This window comes from Seonamhaeicola maritimus, assembly GCF_008056315.1.
Taxonomy (GTDB): Bacteria; Bacteroidota; Bacteroidia; order Flavobacteriales; family Flavobacteriaceae; genus Seonamhaeicola; species Seonamhaeicola maritimus.
Genome location: NZ_VRKQ01000016.1, coordinates 517 through 19447 on the forward strand (window position 1 = coordinate 517; position 18931 = coordinate 19447).

21 protein-coding genes and 1 pseudogene are annotated in these 18931 nt (G+C 33.4%); 14 read left to right on the forward strand and 8 right to left on the reverse strand.

What is annotated here, in order from left to right; all coding sequences use genetic code 11:
- Positions 1-49: 49 nt before the first annotated feature.
- Together FUA22_RS18690 and FUA22_RS18545 are read right to left on the reverse strand one after the other, a co-directional pair.
- The gene (locus FUA22_RS18690) at positions 50-355 is read right to left on the reverse strand and encodes an IS1 family transposase (RefSeq protein ID WP_147769218.1); all 306 of its coding nucleotides are present in this window, start codon (positions 353-355) and stop codon (positions 50-52) included.
- Complete coding sequence (locus FUA22_RS18545; RefSeq protein WP_147769219.1) at positions 342-797, reverse strand: IS1 family transposase; 456 nt, start codon at positions 795-797, stop codon at positions 342-344. The genes FUA22_RS18690 and FUA22_RS18545 overlap by 14 nt, the downstream gene beginning before the upstream one ends.
- A gap of 251 nt (positions 798-1048) precedes the next feature.
- Here FUA22_RS18545 and FUA22_RS18695 point away from each other — a divergent pair.
- The 7 genes and pseudogenes from FUA22_RS18695 to FUA22_RS14005 form a co-directional block, all read left to right on the forward strand.
- Positions 1049-1231: pseudogene (locus tag FUA22_RS18695) on the forward strand (cytochrome c biogenesis protein); the annotation flags it as partial.
- 33 nt (positions 1232-1264) lie between these two features.
- The gene (locus tag FUA22_RS13980; RefSeq protein WP_147769220.1) at positions 1265-1750 is read left to right on the forward strand and encodes a nuclear transport factor 2 family protein; all 486 of its coding nucleotides are present in this window, start codon (positions 1265-1267) and stop codon (positions 1748-1750) included.
- Positions 1747-2955: a hypothetical protein gene (locus tag FUA22_RS13985; RefSeq protein WP_147769221.1), complete on the forward strand. Its 1209-nt coding sequence runs from the start codon at positions 1747-1749 to the stop codon at positions 2953-2955. Before FUA22_RS13980 ends, FUA22_RS13985 begins: the two co-directional genes overlap by 4 nt.
- A gap of 122 nt (positions 2956-3077) precedes the next feature.
- A complete protein-coding gene (locus tag FUA22_RS13990; protein ID WP_147769222.1) occupies positions 3078-5012 on the forward strand; it encodes an FAD-dependent oxidoreductase in 1935 nt (644 codons plus the stop codon).
- A 125-nt stretch (positions 5013-5137) separates the two neighbouring features.
- The gene (locus tag FUA22_RS13995) at positions 5138-5920 is read left to right on the forward strand and encodes a carbonic anhydrase (protein ID WP_147769223.1); all 783 of its coding nucleotides are present in this window, start codon (positions 5138-5140) and stop codon (positions 5918-5920) included.
- Positions 5921-5959: 39 nt separating this feature from the next.
- A complete protein-coding gene (locus tag FUA22_RS14000) occupies positions 5960-6580 on the forward strand; it encodes a nitroreductase family protein (RefSeq protein ID WP_147769224.1) in 621 nt (206 codons plus the stop codon).
- Between the two features lie 93 nt (positions 6581-6673).
- A complete protein-coding gene (locus tag FUA22_RS14005) occupies positions 6674-6943 on the forward strand; it encodes a hypothetical protein (protein ID WP_147769225.1) in 270 nt (89 codons plus the stop codon).
- An 8-nt stretch (positions 6944-6951) separates the two neighbouring features.
- Here FUA22_RS14005 and FUA22_RS14010 read toward each other — a convergent pair whose 3' ends face one another.
- The 3 genes from FUA22_RS14010 to FUA22_RS14020 are packed head-to-tail and all read right to left on the reverse strand — an operon-like array spanning position 6952 to position 8684.
- Complete coding sequence (locus tag FUA22_RS14010; protein ID WP_147769226.1) at positions 6952-7176, reverse strand: VF530 family protein; 225 nt, start codon at positions 7174-7176, stop codon at positions 6952-6954.
- Positions 7176-7385 (reverse strand): DUF6500 family protein, encoded by a 210-nt coding sequence (locus tag FUA22_RS14015; RefSeq protein ID WP_147769227.1) that lies wholly within the window; start codon positions 7383-7385, stop codon positions 7176-7178. Before FUA22_RS14015 ends, FUA22_RS14010 begins: the two co-directional genes overlap by 1 nt.
- 3 nt (positions 7386-7388) lie before the next feature.
- Entirely contained in the window at positions 7389-8684 is a 1296-nt protein-coding gene (locus FUA22_RS14020; RefSeq protein WP_147769228.1) for a DEAD/DEAH box helicase, read from the reverse strand.
- 325 nt (positions 8685-9009) lie between these two features.
- Between FUA22_RS14020 and FUA22_RS14025 the strand changes: the two genes are divergently transcribed.
- On the forward strand, positions 9010-10143 hold the full coding sequence (locus FUA22_RS14025) for a LamG domain-containing protein (protein WP_147769229.1): 1134 nt from the start codon (positions 9010-9012) through the stop codon (positions 10141-10143).
- A 77-nt stretch (positions 10144-10220) separates the two neighbouring features.
- A complete protein-coding gene (locus FUA22_RS14030; RefSeq protein WP_147769230.1) occupies positions 10221-10862 on the forward strand; it encodes a hypothetical protein in 642 nt (213 codons plus the stop codon).
- 2 nt (positions 10863-10864) lie between these two features.
- Here FUA22_RS14030 and ppgK read toward each other — a convergent pair whose 3' ends face one another.
- On the reverse strand, positions 10865-11614 hold the full coding sequence (gene ppgK / locus FUA22_RS14035) for a polyphosphate--glucose phosphotransferase (protein WP_147769231.1): 750 nt from the start codon (positions 11612-11614) through the stop codon (positions 10865-10867).
- 207 nt (positions 11615-11821) lie between these two features.
- On the opposite strand from ppgK, the gene FUA22_RS14040 reads away from it, so the two are divergent.
- Positions 11822-12577 (forward strand): leucine-rich repeat domain-containing protein, encoded by a 756-nt coding sequence (locus FUA22_RS14040; protein WP_170309932.1) that lies wholly within the window; start codon positions 11822-11824, stop codon positions 12575-12577.
- 188 nt (positions 12578-12765) lie between these two features.
- Here the strand turns inward: FUA22_RS14040 and FUA22_RS14045 are convergent, their stop codons facing one another.
- Positions 12766-13713, reverse strand: coding sequence for a phosphoribosylaminoimidazolesuccinocarboxamide synthase (locus tag FUA22_RS14045; protein WP_147769233.1), 948 nt, complete (start codon positions 13711-13713; stop codon positions 12766-12768).
- Positions 13713-14666 (reverse strand): PhoH family protein, encoded by a 954-nt coding sequence (locus FUA22_RS14050; RefSeq protein WP_147769234.1) that lies wholly within the window; start codon positions 14664-14666, stop codon positions 13713-13715. Before FUA22_RS14050 ends, FUA22_RS14045 begins: the two co-directional genes overlap by 1 nt.
- A 274-nt stretch (positions 14667-14940) precedes the next feature.
- On the opposite strand from FUA22_RS14050, the gene FUA22_RS14055 reads away from it, so the two are divergent.
- From FUA22_RS14055 to gldG, 4 genes are all read left to right on the forward strand, one after another.
- Positions 14941-15780 carry an SAM hydrolase/SAM-dependent halogenase family protein gene (locus FUA22_RS14055; RefSeq protein ID WP_147769235.1) on the forward strand — a complete coding sequence of 280 codons (840 nt, stop codon included), beginning with the start codon at positions 14941-14943 and terminating at the stop codon, positions 15778-15780.
- A 5-nt stretch (positions 15781-15785) separates the two neighbouring features.
- Positions 15786-16082, forward strand: coding sequence for a putative quinol monooxygenase (locus FUA22_RS14060; protein ID WP_147769236.1), 297 nt, complete (start codon positions 15786-15788; stop codon positions 16080-16082).
- A 75-nt stretch (positions 16083-16157) separates the two neighbouring features.
- The gene (locus FUA22_RS14065) at positions 16158-16493 is read left to right on the forward strand and encodes a hypothetical protein (RefSeq protein WP_206667111.1); all 336 of its coding nucleotides are present in this window, start codon (positions 16158-16160) and stop codon (positions 16491-16493) included.
- A 10-nt stretch (positions 16494-16503) separates the two neighbouring features.
- On the forward strand, positions 16504-18888 hold the full coding sequence (gene gldG, locus FUA22_RS14070) for a gliding motility-associated ABC transporter substrate-binding protein GldG (RefSeq protein ID WP_147769238.1): 2385 nt from the start codon (positions 16504-16506) through the stop codon (positions 18886-18888).
- Positions 18889-18931: the final 43 nt, after the last annotated feature.

Below are 18931 nucleotides of genomic sequence, written 5' to 3' on the forward strand. Positions count from 1 at the left end.
GAGTTTGATTTTTTTTCAAACACCTATACTGGCCTCACAGCCTATAATTCTATAAAATCGTATGCAGTTTTGGCTTTCGGATTATCAATAATTTACACTGCAATTTTGAAGTTTTTTTCAGTTTTAAAAAGCTTAAATGTGAACCCCAAAAATAAAGTTTCAATGTAGCATACAACATCCTTACAGATTTTGTGTAGCATATGGTTCTTCGACTTAATCGCTTTAAATGTGTACGCAAATTCAAATTAATTCTTTCAATTTGATTTGTTTCATAATTTGTGAAATTATGAATGCTCGAAGGAATTAAACTTTTATAAGAAATCCATTTATCCGTATATATGCTAACTGGTTTCAATCCATCCCATAATCGTTTCTGTTACAACTCCTAGATATTCTCTTGACCTACCTCCTATCACAAAACTCACAACCTGTTTGATCTTTTTATTTATACCATAGGTAACCCAACAGTTTTCTACTTGATGGCATTTTACTTTAAGTTCATCTACCTCATAAGCCTGACCTGTTTCATCTAATTTAGGTGGTGATATTCTCTGACTTAATTCCAATATTCGCTTTGAAATTGTATTCCTACTGATTCCTAATACCCTAGACATATCTGAAACCCCACAACTATTGATAACTAGCTTATAAATTTTGTGATTAGTATTAACATAGTAAGCTTGGTAGCTATAACATAATTGTTGTGATCTATGGCAATGATTACACTTATACCTTTGTTTACCATTAGATTGCAAACCATTTTTAATGCACACTCCTTTACAATATCTACACTCCATCTGGACTTCCTTTAATTTTAATTAATGTAAAAGAAAAGTGTCCACAGAATAAAAACATCAAACCAACTTAGTAACCCCTAATTTGAACCACGAAGGTTTTATCCAATCAATATTAAAGGGTTCTAACAAATGTTAAAGACCTATTTGATACTTAAATACCAACTAACTAATACGAATAATAAAATCTGAAGAACTAATTATCAGTAATTTAACAAGACTAAAACAATTACCCACTAATTTGAGCTGTTACCTTCGCTTTTTGGTCAATAATCATGACTTCTTTTGGGGTAAATTATTATTTATCTGGTTTACATAGTTACGCTGCGGGGGATTCTGTTCCCGTGCCAAAATTTGTGTATGTTATTTTCATTAGTATGTTACTGTTAACTATCTTAGTAGTATTCAAAATTAAAAAAGTAAAGGCTTTAAAATAGGCCTTCTTCATATATAATTTTAAAATAAAAATCATGAGTACTACACAAAGGTTCCGTGTTCTGATTTTAACCGGATTGTTAATCCTAATTTCTCAAGGTTTAAGCTATTCTCAGAACCTATCAACCGCCACTATTAAAAAAATTGAAAACGACATTTATAAAGTGTTTGATAAGAGCATTGAAGCCGGTGAAAAACTTGATGTTGATGGAATTGTTGGGAATATTAACGATTCTTTAAAATCAGGATTCATTGATAATGGTAATTATTTTGAATCTTTCGATGAATTAATGGTTGGTTTCAAACGTGGTATTCAGGGTTTAGACTCTCAAGTCATGACCGTTACAAATAAAAAAGCTACTGTTTTATCAAAAGACAAAGCGCTTTTAACGGTTTCTGGTACCTTTTCTGCCAATGTGGTTGACGGCCGTGTTTTAAAAGGTAAATTTGCTTGGACCTTTGTATATTCAAAAATAAAAGGTGATTGGAAAGTGATTCATTCTCACATGTCTAATCCATGATAAACACAAAGAAATACAGCCTTTTGGCTTTAGGTTATTTTTTACTTATTGCCATATTAGGTGTATTGCTGCGTAGTTTTCCTGTTGCCGATTTCAATTTTAACTATAAGCATGTAGTGCATGCCCATTCTCATATAGCATTGTTAGGTTGGGTGTATACCGCATTCATGGTATTAATTTATCAGTTATACTTACGGCATTCTGCTATAGATAAAAAGTACAAACGCTTATTTTGGTTTACTCAATTTACCATCGTGGGTATGCTCGCGTCATTTCCATTTACAGGATACGCTTTATTTTCAATCCTATTTTCAACACTTTTCTTAATAACTTCTTATGCCTTTAGCCATATGGTGTTTAAACATACACCGATAACACAGAAGCAGACCAATTCATTTAAATGCATGCGTATAGGTTTATGGTATATGATAATTTCAAGTATTGGTCCGTTAGCCCTTGGTGTTATTATGAATACCCTTGGAAGTACTTCTAGCTGGTACAGAAATGCTATTTACTTCTACTTACATTTTCAATATAACGGTTGGTTTATTCTAGCCCTTTTTGGTGTGTTGATATATGTTTTTGAAAGGCATGATATAAAAATATCTAAAACTGGTTTCAATCGTTTTTATATTTATATAAATTTAGGTGTTATTCTAACCTTTACCATATCAATTCTATGGATGGGATTACATTCAACCATCAATGGTTTAGCAGGTATTGGTGGATTAATTCAAATTGTCGCCTTAGTTTTTTTAGTAAGAGAATTATACCGACAAAAAAATGAAATAAAGGCCAATTTTACCAAGGTTTACTATTGGATATTAAAAATCACCTTAATTTGTTTTAGCGTTAAACTTTTGCTGCAATATGCGGGCACCTTCCCAAATAACATGGAAGCTATATCGTCAAACATTGATTTTATTATTGGGTATTTACACTGGGTATTCTTGGGTGTTGTTAGTCTAACTTTACTCGGCTTTTTAAATTATTTCAAGTTAATAAAGCTTACCAAAACCGGCTTGATATTATATGTCTTCGGTTTTCTTCTTTTGGAAGCAATTATTTTTTATAAAGGGTTGACCATATGGCTTAATCTACATTTACCGGAAAACTATCTCTTTTATATTTTGATTAGTAGCATTGTCCTTCTAATAGGAATTCTAGTTGTTTTTGTTCAACAGTTTTTATTTAACAAGGATTAAAGCTATAATTCGGCATCGTTTCCGAATATCAATTTAATGCTTATGGCATAGTATGGAAGTAATGTTTTGTCTTTTCAATCCTAAAAGAATAAATTTACTACTCAAACAACTAAACCATACAAATGAAACGGAGGCAATTTATTGGAACCTTAGGAAGCGGTAGTCTTTTTTTATTAGCAGGTGGACTTTATGCCTGCGGCGATAAAAAAGAATCCATTAAAAATGGAGAATTTGCATTCATAGAAGCCGAAGGTTTTGACAACTACGGTGGTTGGTCTCTAGACCAACAATCAATGGAACAAATGGGATCACCCTATCTATTGGCTCACGGACTTGGAATAGCGGTTGAAGATGCTGTTGCACAAGTAAATTTTCCTTCTAAAGGCACTTATCGTGTTTGGGTAAGAACCAGAGATTGGGTAGCACCTTGGAATGCCCCTGGAGCACCTGGGAAGTTTCAGGTTTTAATAGATGGAAAAGCATTGAACGAAACATTTGGAACTAAAAATGCTGAATGGCACTGGCATGATGGTGGTACCGTGGAAGTAGATACCCAAGCAACTATTGCCTTACATGACCTTACAGGATTTGAAGGACGCTGTGAAGCAATACTTTTCTGTAAAGATGTTGATTTTAAACCTACCAATGACATAGAGGCTTTAACTAAATTCAGACGAAACCTTCTTAATTTACCTGATAAACCAGATGATGGTGGCAGTTTTGACCTTATTGTTTCAGGTGGCGGATTAGCCGGAACTTGTGCCGCAATATCAGCTGCCAGAAACGGCATAAAAGTAGCACTTATCCAAGACAGACCTGTTCTTGGTGGAAATGGAAGTTCTGAGGTTAGAGTATGGCCTGAAGGGCATACCAACAAAGAACCATTTACTCATATTGGTGATATTGTTAATGAAATATTACCCCCTATTGTAAAAGAAAAAGGGCAAGTATTAAACGGTGTTCATGCCAAATATTATGATGATTCTAGAAAATTTGATGTTGTTAGCAATGAGCCTAATATTACCCTATTAATTAACCATAGAGCTATTGATGTTGAAACTGAAAACAATGAAATCAAAGCAATAATTGCTCAAAGTACCATAACTGCGCGTCAAACTAGGTTAACTGCTAAGCTTTTTGCAGATTGTACAGGAGACGCTTCTATTGGGTTTAAAGCAGGGGCAGATTATGAATATAAGGTTGAAAATCTCATGGGTAGCTCCAACCTATTTAATGTCTTGGACGCTTCTAATATGGATGAAGTTTTGGCTTGCGAATGCAAAGACAAAAGTGCTCTAGCATTAAAGTGTGAAGTTGGAAATGTAGAGCAACCGTTTCCACGCTGTGAGTGGGCTTTAGATTTATCCGATAAACCATTCCCAGGAAGAAAAGGTGTGATTACGCATAGAAATGAAGAAGGGCTGCAAGCTTTTGCTAATATGTGGTATTGGGAAAGCGGTTTCAATAAAGACCAAGTGACCCAAATTGAATTAATTCGCGACCATAATTTTAGGGCCATGTATGGTGCATGGGATGCTATTAAAAATGTAGATGGTATGTACCCCAATCATAGGTTAGGTTGGTCCGCTTTCATTGCCGGAAAAAGAGAATCAAGACGGTTAATGGGCGATGTTGTCCTTGATGCAGAAGATTTTAAATCGCAAAAAGAATTTGATGACAAAGCTTATCCGTGTTCATGGCATGTAGACATTCATTTTCCTAAAAAAGAATATCAAGAAGGCTTTGAAGGCAATGAATTTATATCAGATTTCACCAGAGGAAAAGATTATAAATACGGAGGCTTATATTGGGGGCCATATAGAAGCCTTTACAGCCGAAACATCAAAAACCTATTCATGGCTGGTAGAAACATCAGTGTTACTAAAACTGGGCTTGGACCAGTTCGTGTTATGAAAACCTGTGGAATGATGGGAGAAACAGTTGGAAAAGCAGCATCTATTTGCGTTAAAAACAAGGTTTCTCCAAGGAAAGTTTACGAAAACCATCTTGACGAATTACAAAATCTTATGGGTAAACCTGGAAGTGAACGGGTTTAATACTGCTTTTGAAAACGTAATAGTTAATAACTTTTGCCTTAAATGTTCCAAAACTGACAAAGGTTAGGTTTTATAAATTTTAGTGAAGCTAATTTTGTGGTGTTAAACAATGGAAAACATTTAAAATGAAAACTGCAATTAAACTGCTATTAGGAATTGTATTAATATTCTCAGTAGCATGTATCAAAGCAAAACACCAAACAATAGTTGAACACTCCATAGATAAACACTGGAGTTATGAAGGGGAAACATCTCCAATTCATTGGGCTGAAATTGAAAAAAATTCAGATTGCGATGGTCACCATCAATCTCCAATAAACATTATACACAAAGACGTAGATTCGGTAAGAATTAATAATGATTTAAAAATACAGTACACGCCTTCTACCCTATTAAGTGAGGTTGAAAACAACGGACATTCCATTCAATTTGATTTTGAACCAGGAGATTCTATAAACTATATGGGTAAAACTTTTTACTTAAAACAAATTCATTTTCATGAACCAGCAGAGCATCGTATTAATGGGATGATTTACCCAATTGAAATGCACTTGGTACACGTGAGTAAAAAAGGCGAAATTACTGTTTTAGGGGTTTTAGGTGAAGAAGGAGAAGAAAGCCAGTTATTTGAGTTTTTTGAAAGCTTTTTACCGCTTGAAAACGGTGCTGTAAAAGACATTCATCAAAAAATAGATTTATCTAGTTTGTTTTTAGAAGATAAGCATTACTATTCTTATGGAGGATCTTTAACTACACCTCCTTGTTCTGAAAATGTGAACTGGATTGTGTTTAAAGAGCCTATAGTTTTATCAGTAGAAGAAGTATTGAAACTTAAAAACAATATGCCGGTAAACAACTACCGAAATGAACAAGCATTAAATGGTAGGGTAGTTAATTATCATTATTGAAATTTTATTTCTTATAAATTCTCCTTTAAATATTTAGTTATGTCTTTTAAATTATTAAGCACAAAAGAAGCTATTGAGAGCAGACGTAGTATAAGGGCATTTAAACCTGATACTATTTCTGATGAAATAATTATGGAATTATTAGAATCAGCAAGATTAGCTCCTTCTGGATGTAATTCTCAACCCTGGAGATTCAAAATTGTAAAAGATACCGAGATAAAAGCTAAACTTCAAAATATAGCTTTTAATCAAAAATTTGTATCTCAAGCCCCTGTGGTATTAGTGGTATGTGCCGATATTCAAGGTTATTTAGATGGGCGCACTTCGGGAATTCAAGATTTAGGTAAAGTGGGCGTATTTAATGAATCTATTTGCGAAATACTTCATAAAGCCACCAAAAAGAAATCTCAAATAGCTATTGAAACCTTAAGGCAATCTGTAGCATTTAATGTAGCTATAGCTATTGAACATATAGTTTTAAGAGCCTTAGATTTTGGCTTAGGAACTTGTTGGGTGAGATTAATGAATGAAAAAGAAATTAGAACACTTTTCGGGTGGAATGATAATACATATCCAGTAGCTTTGATACCAATAGGCTATCCTAAAGAGAATCCATCTTCTAGAAAGAGAAAGCCAATTAAAGATTTTATTCTTGATTAATACTATAACTTAGAATCAAAAAAACAATATATCTTTAGACAACTACCACAATGAATTAGTATTAAATGGTAGGTTGATTAATTGTAATTATTCATGTCTGAAAAATTAGAGAAAAGAAATAGAGAAAAAAGAAAGACTGACCCCTTAACAGCTGAAGAATGGTTATACTTTTTTATTCTACCATTCTTTACACCTAGTTCCAATCATAGAGATGATCACTTCTCAGAATCTGAAATAGACAGATTTAAAAGATATGGTTTTGAGAAAAAGTTAAAACAGGCGTACCGGGTTAAAGCTTATGGTTACTTATTTTGGATGGTTATGATTTTCATTATGGCTGTAATAGTAAACCGATGGTTTTAAACCATATCCTAACGTCTATTTTGTAACATTTTTAAATACATCTGCTCTACTTTAGTTCTTGCCCAAGGGGTTCGTCTAAGAAATTTTAAACTAGATTTTACAGAAGGATCATGTGTAAAACATCTAATATTAATGGTATATCCCATATATTCCCAACCATAGTGCGCTACCAAATCGTTTATAATTTGTTCTAGCTTTACGCCATGTAAAGGATTATTAGGTTGTTGTTCCATTACAACACCAATGCTTTTATTTTGGTTGCTTTTTCAAAATGGTCTAATTGGTGCGTTTGAATCCACCAAGTAGCAGCTTCCATTAACAATTCTGGATTATCATTTTTATTAGCAAAAAACGCATAAAAGGATATGCCAACATTGGTTCCTTTTTGTGCAATTTTCTTATCACAAACAGTTCTAATTTTGTCTTTGAGCTCTGGTGTCATGTATTAACGTTTATTGTCATTAGAGCGTCTGTTTCTATTTCGTTTCGGTCGTCTAGATTGGTTACTTTCATTCCCATCACTTCTAGAATTATTAGAACGTCTAGAATTAGATTTTCTTCTATTCCCACCACCCTGACTTCGTTTAATAGGTTCGGTTGATGCATTAGGATCTGGTTCAAAACCTTCAATAATTTCTACCGGAATTTTCAGTCCTACCAACTTTTCAATACTCCTTAAATATGAGGTCTCATCAGCACTTACTAAAGAAATAGCTTCACCACTAGCTCCTGCTCTTCCAGTTCTTCCAATACGGTGTACATAATCTTCAGATATATTAGGCAATTCAAAATTTACAACGTGCGGTAATAAGGGAATATCTAATCCACGAGCTGCAATATCAGTGGCTACTAAAACCCTTACAGAGCCTCTTTTAAATCCGGCTAAAGCTTTAGTTCTGGCTCCTTGACTTTTATTACCATGAATAGCTGCTGCCGATATTCCTGCACTTACCATTTTTTTACAAAGCTTATTAGCGCCGTGCTTGGTTCTGGTAAAAACTAATACTTGTTTCCAATTACCATCAGAAATTAGCTTAATTATTAAGCCTGTTTTCTTGCCTTTAGCTACTCTATATACTTTTTGCTCTATGGCATCAACAGTTGAGTTTTCTGGGGTAGCCTCAACCAACACAGGATGATGCAAAAAGGTGTTCGCTAAATCTTTAATCTCTTTTGAAAAGGTGGCTGAAAACAACAAATTCTGTCTTCTAGCAGGCATCAAACTAATCACCTTTTTAATATCTCTCAGAAAGCCCATATCAAGCATTCTATCAGCTTCATCTAAAACCAAAATCTCAATTTTAGCAAGCGATAGTAAACCTTGGTTTTCTAAATCTAACAAGCGACCTGGAGTAGCAATAAGTATATCAACTCCATTACGAATGGTTGCTACCTGAGGCCTTTGATTTACCCCACCAAAAATAACTGCAGAGCGTATATCTAAAAACTCACTATAAGCTTTTACATTATTATGTACCTGTGCTGCCAATTCTCTTGTTGGCGTTAATACCAAAGCCCGAATCGGACGTTTCCGCATGTGTTGTCCTTGAGACAACTTTTGTAGCATTGGCAAAGTAAAACCTGCTGTTTTACCGGTTCCGGTTTGTGCCGATGCTAATACATCTTTCCCTTCTAAAATTAAAGGAATGGCTTTTTGCTGAATAGGAGACGGTGTTGTATAGCCCTGTTTACTTATGGCTTTTAGTAAGGCTGTAGATAAGCCTAATGAATTAAATGACATATATATGATTGTGCAAATGACATTCTGATATATAGCGCCATTTTTTATTAAGCTGCAAAGTTAAGCGTTTAACCATCAATTTTGAGCATATATATACTATTTGTTGTTTTTATTCTTTTTGACGTCACTTTTGACAAACGTCATTTGTGAATGCCATGAACCAAAATTGAAGTTATCCATTTATGTTTTCTTGAATTGGCATTATGTTCTACATATTTAAACATTAGTTTTCCTCATCAGTTTATTGTATAGTTAATTTCAAGTTTTGAATTACAAGCCTTAAAAGCCCCTATACTAAGTTTGTAACAAACATAATTTAGAACACATGAAATTATTTAAAACCATTCTCATTGTTATCATTTTTGTCTTCAATTCAAGCTTTGGACAAACCGAAGATATAGAAACCTTACCGCTACCAAAACATTTACAAGACGGCACAGTTTGGGAGTTTCAAACAGATTTTTCAGATGATTTTAATTATACCTATTTACCACAGAATAAGAAGACCAAATTTGGTGATAAAAAATGGATAAACTTTTACCAAAGCAAGTGGGATGGCCCAGGAACTACGTATTGGAAATACAATCATGTAGCTGTTGATGGTAATGATTTAATTATAAAAGCTTCACGCTGGAAGGGTAAAAATGAAGCCGAACCTAAAGCTTTAAAATTTAACAAAATGAACAAACCAAACGGAGGCATAAGTGCGGGCTGTATCACTTCAACTAAAACAGTGGTATATCCAGTGTTCATTGAAAGCAAGAGTAGCGTAGCTAATATTGTATTGGCTTCAGATGTATGGTTACTAAGTCCGGATGCCACCCAAGAAATTGATATTATGGAATGCTACGGCGGAAAAGAACCGGGTAATAGCTATTTCGCAAAGTCCATTCATATAAGTCACCATTCCTTTATTAGAAAACCATTTACAGATTATCAACCCAGAGATAAAGGTGCTTGGTATAATAGAGATGGTGTTTCTGGTTGGGGAGAATACTGCTGGAATAATGGCGATAGAAAATATGTAAGAACGGCAGTGTATTGGAAAAGCCCCGTACATTTTGAACATTATATTGATGGCGAATTGGTACGTGTTTTATATGACAAAGCCTTGGTAACAAAAGTTAACGGCAAATGGCAATATGGCTACCCAACCATGACCAATGGTAAACTAGATGTAGAATACGGAAAACAAAAAATAACTTCTTTCAGTACCCTAGACACATACTCTTTTGAAGAACTTAAAAAAACAAGTAATACATCCTCAGTGAGCATTATAGACCCTTATGAGTATCAAGGTGGAAAAGGTTTTACAAAACCATTAAATATAATCATCAATCTAGAATCTCAAGATTGGCATGTAAAAGCAGATAGAACACCAACCGATGCAGATTTAAACAACCCCGATAAGAATACCATGAAAGTGGATTGGTTTAGGGTTTTTAAACCGGTACATTAAGATTTAACATTTTTTTGACCGAAATTACGTCAAGGATAAAATATTAATTAAGTAAATTTAACTTCAATTAATATAGTTTGAAAAAGATTTTAACCTTAATTGTTTTAACTGTTTTCTTTTTTACATGTAGTGAAACTGTAAAAGAAGAGACCGCTATTGTTGAAGAATCGCCATGCAGAAATGCAAAAGAGTTTCATTTTTCAGGGTATATCAATGATGATGTAAAATGTTTCAATGATGGCATACAAGATTATCAAAGATATTCTGGTGGTGAAGTTGAGGGGCACGAAGCACCTATTGGCCGATTTGTAATGGGAATGGATACATGGCCCGTTAATAATGGTGATGAAGCCTTATTTATTTATACACCCAAAGCAAACACTAAAGATGTTGAGGATATTAAAGCAAAATTACCTCTAGGAGAACTCAGTTTAGAGCAAAGACAAGAGTTCCTTTTACGGTACAGGGTTGTTTTAGATGTTGCCGACATACACAACATGAAAACCCATCAGTTAAATGCTAAATTTGACAATGATTCCTCCATCAATATTTATAAAATTGAAGAACTACATAATTACCTATTTTATACAGGTACTATACTAAAAGTTAGCATGTTAATTAGTTGCAATCTTTATGACCGAGATAATAATTTAGCAGGTGAAATAAGATCGGGAGATTTTACAGGTCTTATATATGTTGATGATGCCAAAGACGATTAACATCAATCTTTTGGTGCTTCATGTAAGGCTGCGGCGGCGGCCCCAATAATACCGGCATGATTTCCAAGTTCTGCAGCAATAACTGGTGTTTGTATTTTAATTTGTTTCTTGTATTTCTCAAAATCTTTAGAGCTTCCACCTCCAAGAATTATTAAATCTGGGCATGTTATAATTTCAACCAATTCTAAAAATGTATTGAAACGTTTGCCCCAATCTTTATAACTTAAATTATCATTTTTCTTTGCCGAATTTGAAGCATAAGCTTCTATTTTATCGTATTTCTTATAAGGTATTTGTCCTAATTCAAAATTAGGTAACAGTTCGCCATTTAAAAACGCTCCGCTACCTAAACCTGTACCTATGGTTATCATCATTATCAAACCATGTTTACCTTTACCAATTCCAAAATTCATAACCGCATAACCAGCAGCATCAGCATCGTTAATAACCGTAACAGGTAAACCACAAGCTTCAGAAAATAGTTCCTTGGCATTTACACCTAACCAACTTTTATGCAAATTGCCCGTGGCCATACAAACACCATGTTTTATAATAGTTGGAAAACCAACCCCTACAGGTCCGCTATAATTAAAGTGCCTAACAATTTTATCAAAAACTTTAGCCATGTCTTTGGGTTTTTTAGATTTTGGTGTAGGTACTCTAAACCGTTCGGTAATCATTTCACCAGTTAACGAGTTTACTAAAGCACCCTTCATACCTGTGCCACCAATATCAATCCCAAGAACATTCATATATATAATTTTATGTAAGAACCTTTCAAAAATAAGAAAAGTAATTTTGTTGGTTATTTTAGCTTTTTGACTAAAGGCTGTTTATAACTTTTCTGTCATTACTTGATATATATATTGATTTTCTAATTTTTAAAAATTAACTTCACTTATCAGTGGATATAAATCATTAAAACGCATTTTTATCCTTAACGTTTGTACACATTAGAAATGACTAAAGCTCAAATTAAATATGGACCTTGGAATATTAAGAATGGTTTTATTCCGCCTAAAGTTTCAATTACATATTTTGAAAATTATAGACATTCAGACAAATTGAGTTTATTTATTACCCAAACTAATTTAACTTCATATCAACAAAAAAAGAATATTGAAATTTGGTGCAAAAAACTACCTTATTTGCATGAGATAAAATTTCTTTGGCTTCCTTCTAAAGTAAATCAAAAAATATTTGACTCAATCTGTCAAATGACCAATCTCGAAGGAGTATGGATAAAATGGAGCGGGATAAAAAATCTAGATAATCTTATCAAGTTGGATAAACTTAAGCACCTAAAACTTGGAAGTTCATCTCAAGTTGAGAGTATTGAAATTCTTGGTAAAATGACAAAACTTGAAACATTGGAATTAGAACAACTAAACAAAGTTTCCGATTTTAGCGTGATTAGTCGACTAAAGCAACTAGAGGGTTTAGGAATTGACGGAAGTATGTGGACTGCCCAAAAAATTGATACTTTGGAACCACTTCGCTCATTAAAAAAATTAAAATATTTTACTATGACAAATTCTAGAGTAAAGGATAAATCCTTTGACCCTTTATTGGATTTGACAAACTTAATAAGGTTCAATTGTTCTTGGAATTACCCTGAATCGGAATTTGAAAAATTGAAGTCTCTCCCTAAATTAAAACATGGTAATGTAGAAACTTCGTGGAAAAAACTGAAAGCAAAGTTTGGTATAAAATAAAAACGTGTGCCAACATTGTATAAAAATAATGCTTAAGTTTAATCCTAAATTAAAATGGTAGGCGGGAAAATCCTCGGGCTCAAAACCGCACTATTCTTATACAAACCGCTAAGCGCAACCATCAAAACCCATAACAAAAAAGACCTTGCTTTTGCAAGGTCTATTTTAATTATATAAACTTCTAATCTTTATCCTAAATACTCCAAAACATTGGCTTCAATGCGTTCTTGAATGTTTGAAACATCGGCTTTTACAAACGTTTCTCCCGTGATGTTTTCATAAAGCTCAATATAACGGTCAGACACCGTTTCTATATATTCATCACTCATAAACGGCACGTTTTGTCCTTCTAAACCTTGAAACCCATTAGAGATTAACCATTGGCGTACAAACTCTTTTGAAAGTTGCTTTTGAGCTTCTCCGTTTGCTTGACGTTCTTCATAACCATCAGCATAAAAATAGCGCGATGAATCTGGTGTATGAATTTCATCAATAAGTACTATTTGTCCGTCTTTAGTTTTTCCAAATTCGTATTTGGTATCCACTAAAATTAAACCTCTACTTGCGGCAATTTCAGAACCACGCTGAAATAATTTGCGTGTATAATCTTCAAGGATGATATAATCTTCTTCTGAAACAATGCCTCGTTTTAAAATATCTTCACGAGAAATATCCTCGTCATGGTCGCCCATTTCTGCTTTGGTAGCTGGTGTTATAATGGGCTCTGGAAAGGCATCGTTTTCTTTCATACCTTCTGGCATAGGCACCCCACAAAGCATACGTTTACCTGCTTTGTACTCTCTGGCTGCATGACCAGACATATAACCTCTAATAACCATTTCTACTTTAAATGGATCACATAAATGCCCTACGGCAACGTTAGGGTCTGGAGTTGCTGTTAACCAATTAGGAACCAAATCTTCGGTTGCTGCCATCATTTTTGTAGCAATCTGATTTAGTATTTGCCCTTTGTATGGAATCCCCTTTGGCATAACCACATCAAAAGCCGACAACCTATCGGTAGCAATCATTACCAATTCATCATCATTTATGTTATAAACTTCTCTTACTTTTCCTTTGTAGACATTTTTTTGCCTCGGAAAATTAAAATTGGTGTCTATTATTGTGTTACTCATTAGTCTCTATTCTCTATACTTTTATATGCTGCAATTACCTTTTTAACCAATTTGTGACGGATTACATCTTTATCGTCTAAAAATATCATACCAACACCTTCTACGTTTTTCAAAATTAATAAGGCTTCTTTTAAACCAGAAATGGTTCTTCTTGGTAAATCTATCTGCCCAGGATCTCCGGTTAACAAAAATTTCGCGTTTTTACCCATACGTGTTAAGAACATTTTCATTTGGGCATGTGTAGTGTTCTGGCCTTCATCTAAAATAACAAAAGCATTATCTAAAGTTCTACCACGCATAAATGCCAATGGCGCTATTTGAATGGTTCCGTTCTCTATATAATGTGCTAATTTTTCTGGTGCAATCATATCACGTAATGCGTCATACAATGGCTGCATGTATGGGTCTAACTTTTCTTTTAAATCGCCCGGTAAAAAACCTAGATTCTCCCCTGCTTCTACTGCTGGACGTGTTAAAATAATACGTTTAACTTCTTTGTTTTTAAGCGCTTGTACCGCTAGTGCAACACCTGTATAAGTTTTACCTGTACCTGCTGGCCCAATGGCAAAAACCATATCGTTTTTACGCATGCTCTCAACCAACCTGCGTTGATTAGCCGTTTGCGCTTTTATAAGTTTACCACCTACTCCGTGAACTATCACTTCTCCGCTCTGTTGAGAGGTGTTATAATCTTCACTACTCACGCTTGTTAAAACGCGTTCAATAGCATTTTCATCCAATTTATTGTACTTAGCGTAATGCTTTAATAACATGGTGAGTCGGCGATCAAATTCTTCCAACAATTCTTCGTCACCAAAGGCTTTAATTTTATTACCTCTAGCTACAATTTTTAGTTTAGGAAAATACTTTTTTAAAAGTTCAATGTTAACATTTTGGGCTCCAAAAAACTCTTTTGGAGTGATTTCTTCAAGTTCAAAGATTAATTCGTTCAAAGGCGTAGACTATTTTAAATTACTTCTGATAATATTAAAAAATATGTTTAATCAGATAAAATGATTTAATTAGATTTCTTCTGTAAGAAACAAAATTTTGAATAAATAAATTACAAATTTTTGTTTTACTTCAGGAACCTCTTCGTTAGTACAAATAATTTTTTCATTTAGCCTATTTGCATTTTCAAAATGAAAAAATTCATGTACTTTTGAATTGTTCAAAAATACACAAATTGAGCGACCTTAAGTTAAAAACATATCAACAATTTTGCCAATGGCGATAATAACTTTAACGACTGATTTTGGTGAAAAAGATCACTTTGTTGGCGCGACAAAAGGCGCTGTTTACAGTGAACTGCCCAATGTTAGAATTGTTGATATCTCACATTCTGTATCTCCTTTTAATATTCCAGAAGCGGCTTATATAATTCAGAATGCTTACAGTAGTTTCCCGAAAGGAACCATTCATATTATTGGTATAGATGCTGAAATAAATCAGGAAAACAAACATATTGCTATTAAGTTAGACGATCATTACTTTATCTGTGCCAACAATGGTATTATGAGCATGATTTGTTCTGAAATTGCTCCTGAAAAAATAGTGGAAATAAATATTCATGATAAAATACAAACCAGTTTTCCTGTTTTAGATGTGTTTGTAAAAGTAGCTTGCCATATTGCACGTGGTGGGACTTTAGAAGTTATTGGAAAAACTATTGGTGAAATTAAACCAATAAAGAACATTGTGCCTTATGTTAACGATGACAAAACCCAAATTATTGGTAGAGTTATTTACATTGATAACTACGGAAATGTGATTACCAATATTAAACGTGGCTTTTTTGAAACAGTGCAAAAAGGACGCTCTTTTGAGATTTCGGCTCGGAATTATAAGTTCAGAAAGATATTCAAAAAATATAGCGATTTAATAGACTTTACTATTCCTGAAGATAAAAGACATGATGAAGGTAAAGGATTGGTTGTTTTTAATTCTGGTAATTTTTTAGAAATTGCAGTGTACAAAAGTAACTCAGCCACTGTTGGAAGTGCTAGTAGTTTAATGGGTTTAGGGCTTATGGATACCGTTAGTGTTAAATTTATAAAAACACCATAAAATTTATGTTTGTTAGAATTGTAAAAATGGGATTTGATGAAACGCATATTGACACTTTTCTAGCAGATTTTAAAGAAAATAAAGAACGCATAAGAACCTTTAAAGGTTGTAGATTTTTAGAACTTTATAGAGATAAAAACCAATCGAATATTTTTTTCACCTATAGCTATTGGGAATCTGAAAGTGATTTAGAAAATTACAGACAATCTGATTTATTTAAAGGCATTTGGAAAAAAACCAAGGCACTTTTTAATATGAAACCTGAAGCTTGGAGTGTTGATAAATTAGAAAGTTTAAAATAAATATTTATGCTTGGTAAAATCCATTTGTTTTTTGGCATTTTGGTGGTGATTATTTTTCTGCTAACTGGTCAATACATGGACAAGAATTTCAATCATTTACAAGATATGGAATTGATGAATAGAGCTCTTTTTAGAGCTGGCCATTTATATATTCTCCTTTTTGGGCTAATTAATGCGGCTTTAGGAGCACATTTAAAACTATCTAAAACTAAATGGATTAATTTGGTTCAAAAACTAGGGTCTTTAGTAATTTTTAGTGCCACTATTTTAGTTATTTATGGTTTCTTTACAGAATTACCTACTGAAAATATTGAAAGACCTCTAACTAGGTTTAGCCTGTATTTAATTCTCTTTGGAGTTTCTGTTCATGGTTTAATATCTTTGGTTCCAAATAAATACAAAACAATTTAGAGATTTATAAATGTTAGCAATCTTAAGAAAAGAAATAAACTCATTTTTTGCATCACCAATAGGCTACTTAGTTATAGCCATTTTTCTATTGTTAAACGGATTGTTTCTATGGCTTTTTAAAGGAGAGTTCAACATTTTAGACTACGGATTTGCAGATTTATCATCATTCTTTTTATTGGCTCCGTGGATACTTATTTTCTTGATACCTGCTGTGACCATGCGCAGTTTTTCTGATGAAAAAAAGCAAGGTACGTTAGAGCTACTTTTAACCAAACCAATAAGCCATTTAAAAATTGTTTTAGGAAAATATTTAGGCGCTTTTATTCTTATAGTTATAGCACTTTTACCAACACTACTCTATGTTTACACGGTAAATCAATTAGGTAATCCCGTTGGTAATTTAGATGTTGGTAGCACGCTAGGTTCTTATTTTGGGCTGTTGTTTTTGGTAGCTGCATACACAGCCATTGGGGTTTTTGCCTCTACCCTTTCAGACAATCAAATTGTTGCATTTATTATTTCCGTGTTTCTGTGCTTCTTATTTTACATTGGCTTTGAAGGTATTGCCGATTTTACTGCCAGTAATATTGTTGAGCAATTAGGTATGAGTTACCATTTTAAAAGTATGAGTCGTGGGGTATTGGATACGGCAGATATACTCTACTTTTTAAGTGTTACCATATTTTTTATTCTACTTACCGTAAGAGGCATTAAGAATGAATCTTTTAAGAAAAAAGAGTTACTGCATCTCTTGGTATTACCATTAGGGCTAATAGTTTTAAATATTTTTACAGCATCTGTTCATCAACGTTTTGATTTAACTAAAGACCAACGCTATACTTTGAGTGAATCTTCCATCAGTATTATTGAAAATGTTGAATCTCCTATCATTATAGATGTGTTTTTAGAAGGTGAAGATTTTCCTTCTGAATTTAGAAGATTACAATCTGAAACGAAGCAGTTATTGGAGGAATTTGCAAACATTAATGATAATATTCTTTTTAGTTTTATAAACCCTATTAAAGAGGAATCTGTTCGGGAGCAAAACATTGATTTACTGATGGCACGCGGTTTAACACCCATGCAATTAGACGTTACTGAAAGTGGCAAGTCTACAAAAGCCATTATATTTCCTTGGGCTTTGGCCAGTTACAATGAGCAGACCGTGGTCATTCCTCTTATAAAAAATAAAATTGATGCTAACCAGCAAGAATTGGTTTCTAATTCTGTGCAACATTTAGAATATGCCTTTGCTGATGGTTTTAGTAAGTTAACAAAACCAAAAAGACATAAAATTGCCATTCTAAAAGGCAACAAACAACTTGGTGATATTTACATTGCTGATTTTGCGAAAAAATTAGGTGAGTATTATAACATTGGTAAATACACATTAGACAGTGTTGCCAGTAATCCTCAAAAAACTCTTGATGGTCTGAATGACTTCGATTTAATAATTTCGGCTAAACCTACCGAAGCTTTTACTGAAGCCGAAAAACTGGTCTTAGATCAATTTACCATGAATGGAGGCAAAAGCCTTTGGCTTATTGATGCGGTTGCTATTGAAAAAGATAGCTTATACAATGAAACTGGAAAGAATTATGCAGTTTCAAGAGATTTAAATTTAACCGATTTCTTTTTCAAATATGGTATTAGAATCAATCCTAGCCTTGTAAGCACACTATATTCAGCTCCTATTACTTTGGCTATGGGTGAAGGTAGTAACTCTCAATTTCAGAATCTAAGATGGTCTTATTCACCTTTAGCAGGTTCTAGTAGTAATCATCCCATTGTAAATAACTTGAATTTGGTTCGTTTTGATTTTGCTAATCAAATTGATACCCTCAAAAACAATTTAAACAAAACTATTCTTTTAGAATCGGCACCATTGACTAAACTAGAAGGAACACCGCGTGAAATCAGTTTAGATATTGTTACCAAGGAACAAGACCCTAAATTATTCAATAAAGGAAATCAAACCTTGGCTGTTCTAATTGAAGGATCATTTTCTTCGGCCTATAAAAACCTTATTAAGCCTGTTAAACTTTCTGAAATAAAAGATGAAAGTACACCAACAAAAATGATTGTTATTGCCGATGGTGATGTTATTAAAAATGATGTATCTAAAAACCAACCGCTAGAATTAGGTTTTGATAGATGGACTGGACAAAACTACGGTAACAAAGAATTTCTTTTGAATGCGGTTAATTATTTATTGGATGATGACGGACTTATAAACATTAGGTCTAAAGAAATAGCCGTGGCCTTTCTAGATCAAGAAAAAATAGCCTCAGAAAAAACCAAATGGCAACTTATAAACATTGCACTACCATTGGTGTTATTAGCTCTTTTCGGATTTGTATTTAATTTCATTAGGAAGAAAAAATATGCATCCTAAATGTTAATAAGTTTGTTTCGGTTATTTATCTGTATAGAATATA

Bases quoted from the DNA above. Each gene is read 5' to 3' on its own strand.
- FUA22_RS14065 (WP_206667111.1), top strand. From the start codon at position 16,158: ATGGACAAGAATTTCAATCATTTACAAGATATGGAATTGATGAATAGA.
- FUA22_RS14025 (WP_147769229.1), top strand. From the start codon at position 9,010: ATGAAATTATTTAAAACCATTCTCATTGTTATCATTTTTGTCTTCAAT.
- FUA22_RS14040 (WP_170309932.1), top strand. From the start codon at position 11,822: ATGACTAAAGCTCAAATTAAATATGGACCTTGGAATATTAAGAATGGT.
- FUA22_RS14060 (WP_147769236.1), top strand. From the start codon at position 15,786: ATGTTTGTTAGAATTGTAAAAATGGGATTTGATGAAACGCATATTGAC.
- FUA22_RS14010 (WP_147769226.1), bottom strand. From the start codon at position 7,176: ATGGAACAACAACCTAATAATCCTTTACATGGCGTAAAGCTAGAACAA.
- FUA22_RS13990 (WP_147769222.1), top strand. From the start codon at position 3,078: ATGAAACGGAGGCAATTTATTGGAACCTTAGGAAGCGGTAGTCTTTTT.
- FUA22_RS13980 (WP_147769220.1), top strand. From the start codon at position 1,265: ATGAGTACTACACAAAGGTTCCGTGTTCTGATTTTAACCGGATTGTTA.
- FUA22_RS13985 (WP_147769221.1), top strand. From the start codon at position 1,747: ATGATAAACACAAAGAAATACAGCCTTTTGGCTTTAGGTTATTTTTTA.
- FUA22_RS14055 (WP_147769235.1), top strand. From the start codon at position 14,941: ATGGCGATAATAACTTTAACGACTGATTTTGGTGAAAAAGATCACTTT.
- FUA22_RS14020 (WP_147769228.1), bottom strand. From the start codon at position 8,684: ATGTCATTTAATTCATTAGGCTTATCTACAGCCTTACTAAAAGCCATA.
- FUA22_RS18545 (WP_147769219.1), bottom strand. From the start codon at position 797: ATGGAGTGTAGATATTGTAAAGGAGTGTGCATTAAAAATGGTTTGCAA.
- FUA22_RS14015 (WP_147769227.1), bottom strand. From the start codon at position 7,385: ATGACACCAGAGCTCAAAGACAAAATTAGAACTGTTTGTGATAAGAAA.
- gldG (WP_147769238.1), top strand. From the start codon at position 16,504: ATGTTAGCAATCTTAAGAAAAGAAATAAACTCATTTTTTGCATCACCA.
- FUA22_RS14005 (WP_147769225.1), top strand. From the start codon at position 6,674: ATGTCTGAAAAATTAGAGAAAAGAAATAGAGAAAAAAGAAAGACTGAC.
- ppgK (WP_147769231.1), bottom strand. From the start codon at position 11,614: ATGAATGTTCTTGGGATTGATATTGGTGGCACAGGTATGAAGGGTGCT.
- FUA22_RS14045 (WP_147769233.1), bottom strand. From the start codon at position 13,713: ATGAGTAACACAATAATAGACACCAATTTTAATTTTCCGAGGCAAAAA.
- FUA22_RS14000 (WP_147769224.1), top strand. From the start codon at position 5,960: ATGTCTTTTAAATTATTAAGCACAAAAGAAGCTATTGAGAGCAGACGT.
- FUA22_RS13995 (WP_147769223.1), top strand. From the start codon at position 5,138: ATGAAAACTGCAATTAAACTGCTATTAGGAATTGTATTAATATTCTCA.